Raw genomic sequence first — 16,780 nt, 5'->3', positions numbered from 1 at the left:
CTAACTCGGCCTCATGGTGAATGCAAAAGAGGGCGGAATGAGGTCTTGGTCTTCGTAAAGCAAATCCTCGAACTGCTTTTCCAGAGCTGTGGCGCCAATTGAGTACATGCCTCTAGGAACTTCAACCAGGAACACACCACTGGCTCCTGGGTGGTCATTCCGTACTCCCTTCGCCGACAACAGATACATCGTCGCGAGGGCTCGGGCTTGCTCTGGAGATAAATCAAGCTCCACTTTTACCAACGGCGGCTTGCCCAAGCGAAGGAGCGGAACCGAGTCACCGCTGATTGTTTGGTCACTAATCTGGCGGCGCTTTGCGGTCTTGTTGCCCAACTCCAGTAACTTTCGTATGGCGCCGGCAATCGACTCACCATCTACATCCCAGGTCGCGCTCCCAGGGCCCTTGACGCCGGCGTACCCCGACATTGCAGTTAGAAGCGCATCAGTAAATCGAGAGACCCGTCCTTCCGCTGCGAACGCCAGCCTTCCCTCGCCAGTAGCCATGATGAGTGACGCAGACGACCTGAGCACCGGCTTCTTGAGCTCAACGACCTTTAGTGAGGTGGGAGAGGCGCCTTGCGTAAGCCACATCTCTCTCGAGACTTCGCGACAAGCGTCAATGAAGAAGTACAGCGCACCAGGTACATCCCGTTCCACTGCACGCATGGTGTTCGATATGTCAAAGGCCTTGTCCCACGGTAGGTCGTTACTTTCTCCAAAGTCCTCGAGAAAGAGATAGTGGTCGGCGGCCATGACCCCATGACCGCAAAAGTAGAAGACACCTATGTTGTTTGCATCTCCAGCCATCCGACCAAGCCAACGTTGAAAGGCAACCTGGACGTTTTGCCTGGTCGCCACATCAAGTTGCACCGGTCCGCCCGGAGCCATCACGGAGACCGGTGCTTCGGCCGACGCGAGGGCTTCAACTGAACCAAGCGGAACCGTCTGATTCGCGAAGCCCGGCGTAGCACCCGCGAGCGAGGCAAGAAACCAATCGACGACTGCCTTGACCGAGACCGGCGGCGAAGACAGTTGCGCTAAGCCTAGCGACTTCTCAGCTAGTGGCCCGGAACCGCCTATGAGGTGTGGATAGCGGCCAACGCCAATGGCGAAGACGTGAACACCGGGACCGTCAGTTGGGTTCTTTTCGTAGACGACCGTCATTGCCTGACCTCACTCTTTCAACCGTGCAGCCAATCGAGAGTAGAAGCTCGGACGCAAGAAGTAGCCCCCATGCGCCTGCAGTGTGCTGTAGCCCGTGTCGTACTCGAAATCTTGTGCACCTTCGAAAATTGGCCTCACGCGGAAGCTCAAGACGTCGTTTCGGTCGAACACGTTCAACCAGCGCTTTACGTTCGAAGGCTTTGGAACTTGCCCATCGGGGTAGTGCTTTGGAACCTGAGGGTCGCTGGCCAGGTACAACTTCATTTCCTCAAAGAGCCCAACCTGCGAACCCACCGTTATCAAGCATTCAACCTCAAGCTCAGGCCAGAACCGCGTAAGAATGTCATACATGATTTCGCCGCCGAAGCTGTGTGCGATGACGATGAGTTTGTCGTCCTTCGGCGTCTTTGCGGCATGCGCTGCCTTCAGGCTCTCGAGGACCGCTTGAACTATCGGACCTTCCTTTCCGGGCTCACCTCGCCGGGTCAAATAGACGAATGCGTCCCCCGCAAAGCGAGTTATGGTCGTATTCAATTTCTTTCGGCCGACCTTTGCGAGCAACGCAGAACCCGCGTCCGGTACAGCCTGAACGAGTCGGGACAGGCCTTCTTTGAGTTGGTCCAGCACACCGCCACCGCCCATGCTTTCCTCATCGTCTTCTTTGTGGACGTAATGATTTAGCAGGTCGGCGAAGGTCTCATCCGTCGCATTGTCGAGCCAGGTGAGGTCCGGCGCTCCACCTGCGTAATCAATCGCCTGGCGGTACGACTTGGCGAGCGCATTCGCGTCGGCCTTATCTTCGGTTCCGGCAAGTGCCGCCCCGTATACTAGGTCTACTGCCTCTGCGAAGTTTGCCTTCGCAAGATTCACGATGCCATCGGGCATCGGCGGGGACATGGCAACAAGTTCGACGGTTCGCCCAAAGGCCTCGGCGTCCCCGTCCGCACCAAACTTTTCGTAGCTCTCTTCTGCATCCGGAAGAACAGCTAGCCCCCAAGAGAACTGGACACCGTTCCCACCCCAGTAGGGGCTCTCAATGTAGACCTCTTTGGGACTCAGGCCCAACGCGGGCGCAACAATCTCACGAAGAAACTCGTCACGACCAAGCTCGTTGTCGCGATACTCGTCCCCATTCCGGTTGTTCACCCCGTGCACGAACACAATTGGCATTTCTCATCCCTCCAAAAATGAACCCTTTCATCTTAGGTGCGAAGGATGCTCCGTGAAGTGGGAGCTAGGCAAGAGGCAAAGCAAGCCCGATGGAGGCGACCGGGTCACGCGTCACTGAAGGTGGCTGCCGGCAGCCCTCCACCTCCACGAAAGGCGGCAGGTGCAACGCGCCCTCGGTCTAGAACAGCGAAGGCCGAGAACCAGGCACCCGAAACAACGAAGTGTTGTTCGCTCCATATAGGCGCGATAAGCCAAGACGCCGAACCGCAATGGCAAGGCGCTGACGCAATAGGTTCGCATAGTGCCCCCGCCCTCGCATCCTCATTCCGAAGGATGCATCGTAGTCAGCTCCGCCTCGCATCTGTCGAACCAAGCTCATCGCGTTGTCAGCTCGCAAGGGAAAATGTTCCTGGAGCCATTCAACGAAGAGGTCGCGAACCTCACCCGCGCCACTGCGTGTGATGGCGAGCGCGGGCCCGGATTGGGAGCTCCTCGTCCATGTTTTCAAACGTGGCGGTCCAGGTCACGACGGAACAGTGGTGCTTCCGTCCATCCCCGGCGGCCTTGCTTCCATCCTTACCCCGCGCCTGAGGAAACCCAGTCGATTGCTTCGAGAGGTGCCCAGCGATGCTGTGGACCGCACTCCTTCTCCCGCCGCACCCGGAGGCGTTGCAGCCCACTGATGACGAGCTCAGGGGACTGGCAACGTGGGCGCTGCAGTTCACCCCGCGCGTTGCCATCGTCGATGAAGCCGTCGTCATGGAAGTGGAGGCAAGTACGCGCCTTTTTGGCGGGAAGCGGGCGTTGCGAGACCGTGTGGTCGTCGAGGCTGCGGAATTCGGCGCCATCGGCGTTGCCTGGGCACCGACGAGCCTGGGCGCGCTCGCGCTCGCGCGCGCTGGCATCGAGAACGGCGTACGCCGGCCGCTGAACGAGTTGCTCGACGGGTTGCCGATGGAGACGTTGACTGCGACGCGGCCTCATCAGACGACCCTTGCGCATCTTGGCTGCCAGACCGTGGGTGATGTTCGAAAGTTGCCGCGTGGCGGTATCAGCCGGCGTTTCGACAAAGAACTGCTTACTGCGCTCGACCAGGCCTACGGTCTTCGACCAGACAGTCATGCCTGGGAGACGCTTCCGGAGACGTTCCTTGCTCGGCTCGAGCTGATGTCGCGCGTCGAGCTTGCGCCGGCCATGCTGTTCGGTGCGCGTAGGCTTCTCTTACAGATGTGCGGATGGCTCGCCACGGCCTTGTCCGCGACTGGTCCGACCATGCGCGCTGGCTCAAAAGCGCCGCAGACATCTTCAAGGGCTGGGGGTCCGATGCGGGAGCGATGCATGTTGCGGTCTCTGGGCTTCAAGACGACAAGGTCGAGGCGTCGCGTGTTTGGAGTTTGGTCGCTACGCACGGCGACGGGCCCTACGTTCCGACATTGGCTGCGGCCGCGTTGGTCCGGAAGCTGAGCGAAGGCGACATACAGCCGGCTGGCGCGATGCCCTGTGTGGGTAGCCTGTCGGTTGAAGACTTCGAGAAGGAAGCGCAAGGTCTGAACATCCGGATGGCGGAGGTGGTCGCATGAGAACTGCGTCGATGTACCAGCAGGCCATGGGCGAGAGTTTCGAGCGCCTACCGCCCGCGGTACAGCGCTTTCACACGTTGGCGGCTTGCAGGAACTTCACGGCTGGGTCGACACGGATGCGCCCTCAACGTTCGCAGCGAGGCTCCTCGCGCTTTGCCTTGGAACACCTCGTCGGGCAACATCAAGCGGCCCCATCCGATTCGAACTCCACGCGGCCCCCGAGGTCGAAACCTGGACCCGTCATTTCTCTGGCCAGAGGATGACGTCACGCATCCGCCTTGATGCTAGGCAGGTCGTCGAACAGTTGGGCGCCGCCCGACTGACCTTTAATCTCTGCGAAACAGGAGGCCAACTCGAGATGCGTTCGATTGGACTGCACTTCTTGGGAGTGCGATGCCCGCGCTGGCTGCTTCCGAGGGTCGTTGCGGAGGAGACGGGGCAAAGTGACCGGCTTCACTTTCGAGTTCGAGCCTCGCTGCCCGCGATTGGCACCGTGGCAAGCTATCGCGGGCACTTGACCATCAGCGTGAAGGAGTCAGTGTGATTGTTGTCTTCGATGCTCAATGCCTGCTCCGCAACGGTTGGGTGCAGTTTCTGTTGCGGCACGACCGGCGCGGTGTCGTTCGGTTCGCTTCAATCCAAGGGGCAGCCGGAAAGGACTTGCTCGCCGAGGCGGGTCTAAAAGTCGATGGCTTGCAGACGCTGCTCGTGGTTGAGGGGGCACGCACGTGGCAACACACATCAGCCATCCTGCGCGTTCTGCATGCGCTGGGATGGCCATGGCGTCTCGCGTGGGGAGCATGGCTGGTGCCGGCGCCCTTGCGCGACACGCTCTATCGTTGGGTCGCTCGAAACCGATATTGGTTGTTCGGCCGCACCGAAACATGCGCGATGCCACCTCCGAACTACGCCGAACGCTTCTTGGATTGACGACGGGCAAGGCATGTAGGTTCGCGGCACCCGTCCGGTCAGCCGACTGCTTTCGGGCGATTTCTGGGTCTTCCTCGAGCGGCCGCTTCTGGCCGCGAGTACCAGTTCGCGGCAGCGCTTGGTAGCTGACCTTAACATGATCGCGCTTGGCCAAGGGCTGCTATCAGCGAGTTTGGCGGACAGGCAGTCTCGGCCATCAGCGGTCCTTGGGCCGCGCGAAGCGAAGGGCAAGTGACGACTGGGTGCTGAAGTTCACTTTTCGGCGATGAATGACAGCGGCTGACGAAAGCCGACGTTGGCACCTTCCTCGACGTACGACTCGTCTACCTCGGAACTTGACAGTTGCACCAAACCAAATTCAAACAGCGGCCGTGTGACATAGCACACGCAGGAGCGGGCAGCCACGAGCGCACCGCTTGGCTGCCGGCCTTCCTGAGCTACTACAACGCCCGAAGGCCCCACTCGGCCTTGTGGGCTACAAGCCTCCTGTCCAGACTTGGCGGGAACAACCTATTGCAACTCAACAGCTAGTCGGCCTGAGTCTTGGCAGCGCATTGCTGGCCAATCCGGCCGCGCAGGCGTGGGCGCAGCAGGCAGGAGCGGCCATGGCTGGCGCAGGCTCGCCCACCGGCGAGGAGGACTTCTGGACGCGCGACCGGACGGTGTGGGTGCGACGAACCGCCACTGGCGAAGTGATCAGGAGCACCTACTGGTCGTGGACAGCGAGTACCAGCGGCTGTGCGGGTTCGCACGTGACGTCACACTCGAGGTCTTGGTCCAGCGGGACAGCCCGCATGTGCACCGCGCCCCTAGAGTCCGGGCGCTTCACGCGCGAGCAAGTGTCCCAATGGATGCTGATGAACCCCCTCATCTTCGACGTCCACTACGCCATCACCTCTGGCTCTCGTGGTTCAACATGGCCCGCCCGTTCGAGTGGACCCCTTTCGCCACCCGATCACCAACGAGATCAGGGAACGTTCGGTGCGCGACAGTTGGCATGTTCATGGTGGCGCCATCGACGCCACGATCGCGGGCGTGTCGACCATTCGGCCAGTTCGCCGAGTGGCTCGTGGCCGGCGGCGTGGGGACGCCACGAAGGCCTTCACGCACACCGATGCGGGGCGCGTTCGCAGCTGGCGCAGCTAAACGTCACGCCAGTGAGACTGTTCATGTTGAGAAGTGCGAATTGAGCGATTCGCATCCTCAACATGGGGTGCATTGATCCCTTCACCGATGGATCCTTTCGTTGCATGATTTCCTCGGCGGCAGCTGAAGTTTTGAACTGAGCCGGAGCCGTCGATTGACCTGGGAACCGTCATGGCAACTTTCGCAAGAGTGGTCGCGCTGTCGCTGCTGTCCCTGATCGTGGCATCGAGCGCTTTTTCCCAGGCGCCCACACTGGGGACTTACGTCCCGAAGTCCCAGTCGTCACCGAGGTTGGCTGTGTATCAACAAGACGGCGGTAAGTGGGGCGCGGCAACAAGCATCTGCGAGCAGTGCCTTGCAGGCGGACCCTCGATCCCCAAGGTCTGCCTGATGATGCTGTGCATGCGGACTCCATTGGAGCAACAGAAAATCCTTGTGCCGCCGACAGCCAAGGAAATGATCGAACAGAGCTGCAAGCTCAACCGATTTTGCGTCAAGGACAACTTCGAAATTCTCTCGACTTGGCCGCCAAAACCGGGAGATCCTGGCCCCTACGACAAGACATATCGCAACGACCAGATCACAAAGCCGTACAAGGGCTTCTTGGAGATGTCGCGCGTCGACGCTGACAGGCAGTTGAAGGCGGGCGCGCTGTCCAAGGCTGACTACGATTCGATCATCGACGACTACCGCAAGGACTGGAAGTCGCTTCAACTTGACCATGCTCGGTAAGGATTGGGGCTCACCATGGGAAAACGACCTATCGGCAACCCAGTTCTTGCGATTGCCCTGCTTGGGCTGCCGCTCGTCGGCGAAGCGTGCTGCAACATCCGAATAGACCCACCTCGAATTGAAGTTCCAACGGTGACAGAGGTCGTCAATACCGTTACACAGGCTCCCGCTAACGTCGCGAAGGAGGCCTCCAAAGCGACTGAGACGGTGACGCAAGCCGTCAACGACGCGGGGAAGGCCGTCGGCCAGGTCGCCACCGACGCTTCCAAGGAAGCGGGCATTGGTCTTGGTAATGTTGTTCGGGAAACCCAGATCGGCGCCGGCAGCGTTTTGAAGGAGGTGCAGAAGGAGGCTGGTGACATCGCCAAAGAAGTGCAGATCGGTGCTGGCAACGTCGCGACCACGATAAGGAAGGCTGGCTCCGACGTCGGTCAGCAAGCGAACCGCTCGCAGCATGATCTTGAAGACGCTGGTGTCGCGATCTATCGCTACGTCATCAATGAAGCGCTGAGTACTCAGAGCGCCATGAGCAACGCTGAGAAGCGCTTTCGGGAAGGTAAGGTGGTCGATGCGTTCTTCCATCTGGCGACCGAGCCCATTCAGAACACGGAGAAAAACGCTGCGCAAGCGGCCATGGAAAGCTCTGTGCTATCCACAGTAGGGTCGGTGGCCGCGTCGGTGTATGGCGGCCCTGCAGGAGCTGCGGCGTACGCAGCCTGGCTCACGTACCACCAGACTGGCGACATCAACATGGCGATTCGCGTCGGCATCATCGCGGGCGCGAGTTCCTGGGCCAATGGGCAAGCGGCGACGATGCAGACCGGGACGGTGACGGACTCAATCCAACGAGCCGCCGTGGTCGGCGCAATTGGCGGTGCCGCAGTCGCCGCCTCTGGCGGCGACCCCAACGCCATCAACCAGGCGTTTTTAAGAGGAGGGGCGGCGATCCTCGTTCAGGATGGATACAAGGCTTACGTCGACCGCGATCTCCTGAAGGAACTTGGCCCCGCGAACGGAGGCGCAATGTGCATGGCCGGTGGCGCAGACGACGGGTGCCCGCGCCCTACCGACTACATGAAGGACGAGCAGGGCCGACTGATCATGACGGATAAGGACGGCGGCTTTCACCACGTCGAGATCGGCAAGGAGGGCGAGGTCCATTCGGATTGGCGGGCAATCGGAAACGCGTCGAAAACCCCGCCCGGAACCCCCGTGGTGGGTATTCAGACGGATCAGCTCCCGGCGTTGTCTCAGGCAAACGAAGGCAGCGCGACGATGGTCGCTCTAGCCAAAGTTCCAGGGATGAATGCAATGGCGCTTTTCCACGATCGATGGGCGGTGTCTTGGGAGATGAACCCGGCCACCACGGTCGCAACGATAGTTCCTGCAATTGTCTTAACTTACATGGGCGCAACCCTTGCGGTCGAGCAGGCATACACGACTACCGGGATCACGGATGCCGCGAGGGCGAAGTCCAACGCTGCAAAGGCAGAGCCCGTGCCAACTGTCGCAGCCGGCCAGTCTCCCTCCGCAGCCCCAACGACCGCGCCGCCTCCCATTCAAGGACTCCCTGCTGCCATGGCTCGCGTCACACGGGTCTCAGTGGTTGAGGGAGGCCGATGGATTGGGCCGCCCCCACCAACAATCCGCGCGATTAAACCTGCGCAAGCAAACATGGAGACTCTCCTTTGCTCGAAAGGCACCGCCTTTCGGGTGGCCGCAGTTATCCCAGGTAAGCAGCCAGGCGACCTTCAATGCCTGGTCTACGAGAAAACGGACGCCAGAGAGTGGGCGCCCTACGTGTCGAAGAACACGCCGGCCTACTGTGCCGAGAAGCTGGTCGCCATGGGCACCTCGTTGTCCAGGGCGGGATGGAAGTGCAATGCCCGGTGATGCTGTTGGCAATCACCGGGTAATAGGGACCACCTCTGCCCCTGAGTTGGGGCAAGCGCGGCTGCAGTTGGCTGTTGGGCAACGGGCTCACTCGCCACCGCGAAGCTTGCGCGACAGTTAATAATCGCAGGCTGCCCGCGCGCGCCGGTCTACATCCCGGCGATGCCAAAAGCCGATCTCCAGTCCGCCCTGACGGCCGAGTACGCCGTCGCGCAGGTTCAGCTACCTGGTGCCACCGGCACCGGCTTCGCCATCGTCTGCGAGCGCCGGCCCGGCCGCATGCCCGCGACCCTGGTCGCCCATGACGAGTTCGGCAGGTGGTGCGCGGGACCGATGGCGTGCTCGAGCGCTTCGGGACGCAACGCGATCCGATGGAGCGCGGCGCGCTCGCGCACCTCGGCGTCGCGCCTGGCCTCGTGTTGGCGAAGCTCGACGGCGAAACCGGCCTGCCCTGCGCCCAAGTCGTGCTGCGCGCCGCCGGTCCCACCTCGGCTGCCGGCTGATCAGCCGCGCCTACAGGGAGCCCCAATGTCAGATTTGAGTCGCCCGTCGAGCGAACCTTCTGCCTTGAAGAGCCCTGTAGTTAAGCAACGGGCCCAAACTCCCAGTTCGGCGGCGTGAACAGCGGCCACTCGTCTGGACTTCGATACAGTGATGGCGCGGCCGATCAAGGTTCGGTGACGGCCTATGTCTGCACTACCTTGGAACCGGTCGTCGGCTCTGACATCTTCGTCCCATCTGCATGACCGCAGGCGGCACCAGAGCGTGTATCCGCCGAGCTTAAGGGAAGGACAGCAATCGCTGCGGACCCGTCGGACGACGGTCGATGCCGACCGACCGCGTTGAGCCCTGACCTCCATTTGGGCAGCCAGGCAAGCGGTCGTTCGACTCTGCGATAGCGAGGCCCCGCGGGATGCAGCCGGGCTATGACTGCAATACCTTTGGACCAGTCGTTGGTGCCGAAGTCTTCTTCGCCATGGGATGACAGGAATCCAGGAATCGGCCTCACAGCGTGAGTTCACCGAGCGACAGCGAAAGGCAGCAACCGCTGCGGACCCGTCGGACGACGGTCGATGCTGACTGACTGCGTTGGGCCCGGACCACCATTTCGCGGCATTCAGAAGCAGCCAACTGCCCGATCTTCGCGCGTTGGGACTGCGCTCAATCGCTCAATGGTTTGAGAGTAGCGGGGTGATGCTGGCGACGATGAACGCGGAAGTGCATAGCGTCTGATGGGCACGAGGTGGTCTCAGCCTCGTAGCAGCCGCCGCCCCGGCGCTATTGCGCCATCACCGTGCGGCCGAATTCAAAGACCGACACCTTGCCATTGACTGACACCTCGAACCGAATCAGATCATCCTTGTTGGGGTATGGATCACAGCAGCTCTTCAGGATCAGCGCACCTGACACCATCTTCAACGGCTCCACGGTGTTCATTTGCAGGATCGCGCCAGCAGCCTGTTCCAAGTTCTGGGCGCTGTACTCGATCTGCTGAACCCCCAAGGCAGTTACGCCACCGACGGCCGCACCCGCCAAAATTCCGCTCATCGGGTCGTACATCCGCACGGTGTTGTAGCCAGAGAATGTGGTGATGCCTCCCCGGCCTGTCGCATAGCCCGAGTAGTTGCTCGTATAGGTGCGATTCGACGCTGAGTAGGCCGCGGCGCCAGCGGCCAAGCCACCAGCAATGGCCAGGGCGATCTGCTGGGACCTCTTGTTCGACTGAATCTCCGCCGTGCGCTCCACATAGGTGTAGACCGGCACCTGCAGCCCCCGAAAAAACGCCTTCACGTTCGTCGTGTCGAAGTTGACTGGCTCCGGCGAGTTGTTCGCGAAGCCGATGATGAATGTCGGGTCTGTCGTGCTCTGCGTCTTGAACGCTGGATACATGAACACCTCATGGGTGTCGTTCCGCTGGGTCAGGGTTCCAACTCCCTGCGTGTACTTCAATGTCTGCGCTGGATCCTTTTGCTTGGGGGCGTAGGTAACGACCGTCGTGCAACCCGTCATAGCCATCGAAAGCGCGACGACACCGGCCGTGTGCTTGAGCGCGCTCTTCATTTCGTTCCGGGCTTGCCGGTGTACGGATTGACATTGCCCCTGGTCGAGTAGTTGTCCGACTTGGTGCCGTTGGGGTTCGTGGCCCGACTCGGGGGCACGTAGGTGCCATCCTTTGTGACGTAGCCGCTTCTGGGGTGACTACCTTGCGAGAAGGCTGGCACGGCCAGCAGGGCGAGGACAAGTGCGCCGAGCAATGCTTTCATCTGAAGCTTCCTGATGATGGTTTAAGAAAAGACAACTAGATCTATCGCTCGGCACAATATTCGATTGAAACGTTTTGACACAATCCCCTCCATTGATGAGAGGGTTTCTACCTGGATGTTGTTGACACCAACAGTCTGGAGTTTGTCGTTCGTCGAAAGCGGGCAACATCGCCCATGCATGCATCGAAATGCGTTGTGTGCGCCCGAGCTACCAAGAAATCTCATTTCTTGCAGTTTCGGTCGGTTGGTAGTCAGGCATCCCCTCCTTCGGAGAGGGGGGCGCATGGCCACTCTGTGAACTACTGCCGCTTTTGTAGCCCTGGCCCCCTGCCGCGCGGGATGACGCACCGTCCGCGTATCTGCAGCGGTGCTGCGCGGCGGCAGCCACTGGCAGACCGCCTCTTAGGCTGAAGACGCCAATCTGGCCCACAACACGACTGTCTGCAGAGGGCCCTGAACGCCATGTCGCGACATGGAAAGCAGCCGCACTTCAGCGATCCTGATCACCGTCCCTGACTTAGATCTCTTCATTGATTCCGGCGAAGGTCAAGTGCCGGGGTAGACCAGTCGCTCGCGGAGAAAATTGTCGAACGTCAGCTTGCTGCGTCCGCCGTCATTCGGCAGCGAATTTCGAAAGACGGCAACCAGTCTGCAGCGCTAGTTCGCGGCCCCCACCTGAATACCCGCTGATGGCCGACACCGCCATTCCGAGGCGGTTCCAGGAAGCTGCCGTTCGGATGGGCCGCAGGGCAGCTTCTGGACAGGCGGGCAAATTGACCGATTGCTTCGCTGAGCTCTGCGATCGACGGCGTGCCCGATTGATTGCCGCCAGATCAGATCTCAGTTTGCTCGGAGATCTCCAGGGCGTCGTCCACCTCGATGCCGAGGTATCTCACCGTCGACTCGAGCTTGGCATGGCCAAGCAGCAACTGCACGGCGCGCAGGTTCTTGGTACGGCGGTAGATCAACGTTGCCTTGGTTCGCCGCATCGAATGCGTGCCGTACTCGGCGGGATCAAGACCAAGTTCCTCGACCCAGCCCTCAAGAATTCGTGCGTATTGCCGTGTGCCCAGATGCGGTGAGGCGTGGACGCGGCTTGGGAACAAGAAATCTTCGGACGTCAGCCCGGCTTGCTTGATCCACTTCTGCACAGCTTCCCGCGTCACCGGTGTTATCTCGAACTGAACAGGGCGCTGGGTCTTGTGTTGCATCACTACGGCGCGAGTTGCTACCTGGTCGCCGTGGCAGACGTCTCGAACCTTAAGACTGACGAGGTCGCAGCCACGCAACTTGCTGTCAATTCCCAGATTGAAGAGGGCAAGCTCGCGCACTCGGCTCTCCATTTGGAGGCGCACTCGGAGTGCCCAGATGTCCTTGATCCTGAACGGAGCCTTCTGCCCGACGATCTTGCCCTTGTTCCACGGCTCGCGATGAGGGGCGTTGAGATTGGATGCCATGATGGACTCCCATCAAGTTGAGGGCCGCCTAGGATGCGCGTTCGCGAGCTCGAAGCAGTCGTCTCGGACGATCACTGGCTGCCATGATGCGCAGCGCCTTCAGTCGAGGGCCCGCTTCCTGGATCAGCTGCGCACTCACGGTTCCGGCCAATTGTGTTAAAAAACTCGGAATCAGCGCTGTCCCTTGAGCGATTTCGATCCAGGGGCCAACGACGAGGCGTTGACTGCTCCGCGGGACCCGCCTCAATGGGAATACTGTCTGAGACCTTGTGCGCGGCTCTGACGGCCATCAATGCATCACACGGGCGCTGCGACATGCAATCGGGTCTTGACCCGCGTCCTCGCGCAAACGAGTTTTTCAACACAATTGGCCATCAGCGGTCGGTCACCACTGGCAGCTATCAGGACGTCGGCGGCCTATATGGCGCGATCACACGAGCCCGTCCCCCTGCGCGACACGCCGATGGCCAGCCATGAAATCACGTTGATGCGTTCATGTGCAAGCGCCTCGGCATGGCTCAAGCGCAAGTCGGAGCGTTCGGCGATATGGCCGAGGCGACCATGCTGCGCCGAGTATGGCTCGAGGAGCACGACAGCAGCTCGCCGCCGGCGCTCGAGACCAACCAGCATGGGCCAGCCTCCACCAGCCGGAGCGACTACCGCCTTCGCTTCGTCGAAGGCGCCGGCTGGCGCGCGGAAATCCGCACGCGCTATACGATCTGGCACGCCTTGCGGCGGGGGAATTTGAGGCCCGCGCTCGATCTCACGCGTCGCCGCCGAGCCTCAGCCCGTTGCCGGCTTCCAATCCTTGTCCTTGATCTCGATTAGCAGCAATCGAGCCCCGGAGCCGCCGACGTTCTCCGCAACGTGCGTGGCGGCGGGGTCCCAGAGTACCGCTCCGGCCGTCAAATTATTCAGGACGGTCTTCCCATCCGGCATCGTCACCTTCACCTTCGCTGGCGTCATGGCGACGACCACGTGATCCGGGTGTGAATGCCTGCCGGCGCCGCACACGCCGATTCCAGGGCGAGAGTCATATTGAACGACGCGTACCTTGTCGTTTTCAAGCACGACACGGTAGCTGCGCGGTTCCGTCTTCGCGGCATCCTGAGCATTCAGCATTTCTGGCGTGAGGCCGAGCGCGGCGAGCAGCAAGACTGCGTCGCGGCGCCCGAGTGCTGGGGAGCATTGGTGGGTCATGGCTCTCTTCATGGTGCGCTCCTGGTTGTGGCATTTACATCTGCCTGAAAAGATGGTGGTGCTGTTCGCTCACCGATAGGGTCTCGCGGCGTTGCTTTAGTCGAATCGAAAGGCCTCCGCTGCCGTCACGAAACACGCTATCGATGGCGCGCACATTGACCAGAACGGAGCGATGAATCTGCCAGAACGTGTCCGGATCAAGTTCCTCGCTGAGCTCTTTGATGGTCTTTCGGATCAGCGATTCGGAGTCCTGCGTGACGACCAGCGTGTATTTACTGTCGGCCTTGAAGTAGCAGATCTCGTCCACCGTAACCAAGCGCACAGTGGCTCCGCGTGAAATGCGGACCCATTGCAGATGTCCACAGGGTGCAGGCGCCGGCGACGCGGGTGCCAAAGCGACGCGTGACAGGTCGGGTGCGTGCTGCAGGACGCGCGCCTTGAGGCGCCCCACGGTCGTCACCAGCCGCGAATAGGACAGCGGCTTCATCACATAGTCGATAGCGCCGGCTTCGAAGGCTCCGAGTGCGTGCTGGTCGAACGCGTTGATGAACACGACGTGGCACGCACCGGCGATCTGGCGCGCGACGTCGAGTCCGGAGAGGCGCGGCATCTTGATGTCCAGAAAGGCGATGTCCGGACGCTGCTTCTCGATCGCATGCAATGCCGCCACGCCATCGCCCACCTGCGCCACGATGTGCAGATCCGGCCACAGCACAGCGAGGTGCTCTGCAAGCTCCTCGGCCAGCAGAGGCTCGTCCTCCGCGATCAAGGCCGTAGGCGCTCTCTTGGCGGTTTCATCCGTGCTCATGCGGCACCTCCAGTTCCACCGTACTGGTTGGCCCTTCCCCGATGTGCAAGCGCACGGCGGCCCTCTCTTCATAGAGATCGACCAGAGCAGTGCGCATGCTTTCGAGCGACTTTTGGTCCAGCCGGGCGGCACTAAGCACCCGCACGCAGATGGCGTCCCCGCGTTCCTCGGCCACCATTTCGATTCTCCCTTCAGGGCCACTGCGTTCCAGAACTAGCGTCACAAGCGGCAGCAGCAGTGCCGGCGGGAAAATTGCATCCCTCAGAGCCGGCGGCAGGCTGACACGCAGCGAGATCTGTCTGCCGAGTCCGTGTCGTGTTCGCAGCAGTTGCGCATAAGCTTCGACCAAGGCGAATTCCAGCTCCAGCAAGGAGCGCTCACTGCGAAGCCGCGGCAGCGCAGCGCGCAGAAAGGCCGTCAAGTCATCGAGCAGGCGTTCAGCGCGCGCCGCATCGGTCTCGTAGAAGCTCTTCACGGCCGCAAGCGTGTCGAAGACGAGCTGCGGATCGATCCGGGTCTGGATGGATAAAAGCCTAACCTGCACTAGGCGTTGGCGGGCACTGCGGCCCTGTTCCTGCACCGCGGTCAGATACTCGATGGCCCGATCGCGCGCACGCCACCGGTCCGCAATCACGACGGCCAGCATGCCGACAACGATGTCGGCCCAAAACGTGTACCAGAACCAACTCTCCACGGAGGCCGAAGAGCCGATTCGCACCGCCGTCGGCGCCTGCGGCCAAGCGAAGGACGACAGAATGGCGGAAGCCAGCCCGCACCCCAGCACCAAGGCCATGGTGTAGGCGAGTCGGATGACGCCGCGGAGAGGCTGAATTTCAATCAACCGCAACATCACCGCATATATAGGCAGGGTGGGCAGGCTGCGCGCCACCACGTCGGCCTTGTATGCGTAAAGGTCGGCGACACTCGAGATCTGCAGTACGTCGTCCGTGCGAAGCGATTCGGAGAACACCTGCACGATCTTGATCATCCCAGCCAGCATCATGTAAGCAAGGAAGCGCGAATGCGTTAGCCGAGAAAGTGAGGCGGCGGAAGTCATGACGCCCTCGCTACTGCAACCCGCCGCGGCCAATCATGCCGATGTTCCGGCGCATCGGTCGGATTCCAGGGAATGACAATGCGCGCGCACACGCCGCAGCCATCTGCCTGTTCCAGCGTAAGTTGTGCGGAATCGCCAAAACGAGCCTCCAATTGGCGCCGGATGTTGACGAGCCCTAGCCCGCTGCCGCTGGTTCCCGCACCGAAACCGACCCCGTCGTCGATGACTGTCACCCCCAGCTCGTGCCCGTTGCAGGTCGCGGCGACTTGAATCAAGCCGCCTGAATCGGCCGGTGCGAGCCCATGCTTGACCGCGTTTTCGGCGAGTGTGACCAAAACCGCCGGCGGGAAGGCGACGCCACGAATTGCCGGCGGCAGATCGAGTGTGTAGTTCAGCCGGTGACCCATCCGCAGCTTGAAGAGTTTCAGATACGCCCGCACAAGCTCGAATTCCTCGCCGAGCGTCGAAACAGTTCGTCGCAGCTGCGGCAGCGCTGCTCGAAGGTAGATCATGAGATCACCAATTGCTTCTGCGCCAGCTTCCGGTTGCTTGCGATAGAGGCGGCGCACATTGGCCAACGTATTGAATAAGAAATGCGGCTCGATCTGCGCTTGGAGCAATTGCAATTGAGCCTGGTCGGCCTGTCGCTCCAATTCCACCCGCGCCGCCTGCGCCGCTATGGCGTCTGCGCTCGCGCGCTGCATGAGCCGGTGTAAGGTGCGAGTGCCGAGCATGACTGCGCCAAGCAAGCTGAACTTCATGCCTTCGCCGATCATCGACTTGAGCGACACCGGAACCCAACTCCCTGAATAGCCCCAGGCAAGAATCCAAACCAGTGCTTGAGCTGGCACCACGAGCGCGACCGACAGTGCTGCGATGCGCAGGGCGTGGTGCCTGAGAGAAACCTGGTCGGCCATTGCGACCGCAACGATCATGGCGCTGGCAACCGCCGTAGCCTCGGCAAAGTAACGCCCCCAGGCAAGCGCGACATCCGCCGGGCCCCACATGTCGAAGAGGTGGGGCTGGAACAGCACCTGCATCGAGATCAGAATCGCCATCCCCGCGCCGACCCCGAAGGCGACCGCGTTCAGATCGCCACGCACCCGGCGCCAATAGCCGAGGGTATTTGTAACGAGTTTGGACGGCGGCATCGCATCACGCAGGTGTCTGCACGGATGATCGTGCCGAGCCATCGTACGCGCAGGGAGAAAGCGATGAAAGCGGCAATTTGGCGGACCAGTGCGGCCGCGGCCGACAAGCATTCGAAGCTCGATTAGGACTATGCGCGCCAGACGAACGGCCCTTTAGGCATCGGCACCGCGATCCACCGAGTTCATCGCATGGCGCTGGCCTCGGCGACGCATCGAGCTAACCTGCGT

17 protein-coding genes and 1 pseudogene are annotated in these 16,780 nt (G+C 61.1%); 7 read left to right on the top strand and 11 right to left on the bottom strand.

Annotated elements, in window-relative coordinates; genetic code table 11:
- The 3 genes from QTI66_RS00155 to QTI66_RS00145 all read right to left on the bottom strand — a co-directional run bounded on the left by QTI66_RS00155 (window position 1) and on the right by QTI66_RS00145 (window position 3,456).
- Complete coding sequence (locus QTI66_RS00155; RefSeq protein ID WP_286556619.1) at window positions 1-1,164, bottom strand: caspase family protein; 1,164 nt, start codon at window positions 1,162-1,164, stop codon at window positions 1-3.
- Between the two features lie 9 nt (window positions 1,165-1,173).
- A complete protein-coding gene (locus QTI66_RS00150) occupies window positions 1,174-2,334 on the bottom strand; it encodes a hypothetical protein (protein ID WP_286556618.1) in 1,161 nt (386 codons plus the stop codon).
- A gap of 576 nt (window positions 2,335-2,910) precedes the next feature.
- Entirely contained in the window at window positions 2,911-3,456 is a 546-nt protein-coding gene (locus QTI66_RS00145; protein ID WP_286556617.1) for a hypothetical protein, read from the bottom strand.
- 113 nt (window positions 3,457-3,569) lie between these two features.
- Between QTI66_RS00145 and QTI66_RS00140 the strand changes: the two genes are divergently transcribed.
- The 7 genes and pseudogenes from QTI66_RS00140 to QTI66_RS00110 all read left to right on the top strand — a co-directional run bounded on the left by QTI66_RS00140 (window position 3,570) and on the right by QTI66_RS00110 (window position 9,118).
- Window positions 3,570-3,914, top strand: coding sequence for a saccharopine dehydrogenase family protein (locus QTI66_RS00140; RefSeq protein WP_286556616.1), 345 nt, complete (start codon window positions 3,570-3,572; stop codon window positions 3,912-3,914).
- A gap of 85 nt (window positions 3,915-3,999) precedes the next feature.
- The gene (locus QTI66_RS00135) at window positions 4,000-4,458 is read left to right on the top strand and encodes a DUF4166 domain-containing protein (protein WP_353506172.1); all 459 of its coding nucleotides are present in this window, start codon (window positions 4,000-4,002) and stop codon (window positions 4,456-4,458) included.
- Complete coding sequence (locus QTI66_RS00130) at window positions 4,455-4,844, top strand: thiol-disulfide oxidoreductase DCC family protein (RefSeq protein WP_286556615.1); 390 nt, start codon at window positions 4,455-4,457, stop codon at window positions 4,842-4,844. The genes QTI66_RS00135 and QTI66_RS00130 overlap by 4 nt, the downstream gene beginning before the upstream one ends.
- Window positions 4,845-5,237: 393 nt before the next feature.
- Window positions 5,238-5,375, top strand: a pseudogene (locus tag QTI66_RS00125) (IS481 family transposase); the annotation flags it as partial.
- 786 nt (window positions 5,376-6,161) lie between these two features.
- Entirely contained in the window at window positions 6,162-6,722 is a 561-nt protein-coding gene (locus tag QTI66_RS00120) for a hypothetical protein (protein ID WP_286556614.1), read from the top strand.
- Between the two features lie 15 nt (window positions 6,723-6,737).
- Window positions 6,738-8,615, top strand: coding sequence for a hypothetical protein (locus QTI66_RS00115; RefSeq protein WP_286556613.1), 1,878 nt, complete (start codon window positions 6,738-6,740; stop codon window positions 8,613-8,615).
- Window positions 8,616-8,935: 320 nt separating this feature from the next.
- Complete coding sequence (locus QTI66_RS00110) at window positions 8,936-9,118, top strand: hypothetical protein (protein ID WP_286556611.1); 183 nt, start codon at window positions 8,936-8,938, stop codon at window positions 9,116-9,118.
- A 775-nt stretch (window positions 9,119-9,893) separates the two neighbouring features.
- On the opposite strand, the gene QTI66_RS00105 is transcribed toward QTI66_RS00110, so the two are convergent.
- The 8 genes from QTI66_RS00105 to QTI66_RS00070 form a co-directional block, all read right to left on the bottom strand.
- Window positions 9,894-10,676 (bottom strand): hypothetical protein, encoded by a 783-nt coding sequence (locus tag QTI66_RS00105; RefSeq protein ID WP_286556610.1) that lies wholly within the window; start codon window positions 10,674-10,676, stop codon window positions 9,894-9,896.
- Window positions 10,673-10,879 (bottom strand): hypothetical protein, encoded by a 207-nt coding sequence (locus QTI66_RS00100; protein ID WP_286556608.1) that lies wholly within the window; start codon window positions 10,877-10,879, stop codon window positions 10,673-10,675. The genes QTI66_RS00105 and QTI66_RS00100 overlap by 4 nt, the downstream gene beginning before the upstream one ends.
- Before the next feature lie 833 nt (window positions 10,880-11,712).
- Window positions 11,713-12,336, bottom strand: a complete 624-nt coding sequence (locus QTI66_RS00095) for a tyrosine-type recombinase/integrase (protein WP_286556607.1) — start codon at window positions 12,334-12,336, stop codon at window positions 11,713-11,715.
- Window positions 12,337-12,753: 417 nt separating this feature from the next.
- Window positions 12,754-12,966: a hypothetical protein gene (locus tag QTI66_RS00090; protein WP_286556606.1), complete on the bottom strand. Its 213-nt coding sequence runs from the start codon at window positions 12,964-12,966 to the stop codon at window positions 12,754-12,756.
- Window positions 12,967-13,119: 153 nt separating this feature from the next.
- Window positions 13,120-13,548, bottom strand: a complete 429-nt coding sequence (locus QTI66_RS00085; protein WP_286556605.1) for a cupin domain-containing protein — start codon at window positions 13,546-13,548, stop codon at window positions 13,120-13,122.
- Window positions 13,549-13,570: 22 nt separating this feature from the next.
- A complete protein-coding gene (locus QTI66_RS00080; protein ID WP_286556604.1) occupies window positions 13,571-14,305 on the bottom strand; it encodes a LytR/AlgR family response regulator transcription factor in 735 nt (244 codons plus the stop codon).
- Window positions 14,306-14,330: 25 nt separating this feature from the next.
- A complete protein-coding gene (locus tag QTI66_RS00075; protein WP_286556603.1) occupies window positions 14,331-15,401 on the bottom strand; it encodes a sensor histidine kinase in 1,071 nt (356 codons plus the stop codon).
- Complete coding sequence (locus tag QTI66_RS00070; protein WP_286556602.1) at window positions 15,398-16,552, bottom strand: sensor histidine kinase; 1,155 nt, start codon at window positions 16,550-16,552, stop codon at window positions 15,398-15,400. Before QTI66_RS00070 ends, QTI66_RS00075 begins: the two co-directional genes overlap by 4 nt.
- Between the last annotated feature and the right edge of the window lie 228 nt (window positions 16,553-16,780).

It is taken from the genome of Variovorax brevis, from assembly GCF_030317105.1.
Classification (GTDB): Bacteria; Pseudomonadota; Gammaproteobacteria; order Burkholderiales; family Burkholderiaceae_C; genus Variovorax; species Variovorax brevis.
This window is presented reverse-complemented; position numbering and strand designations above follow the sequence as displayed.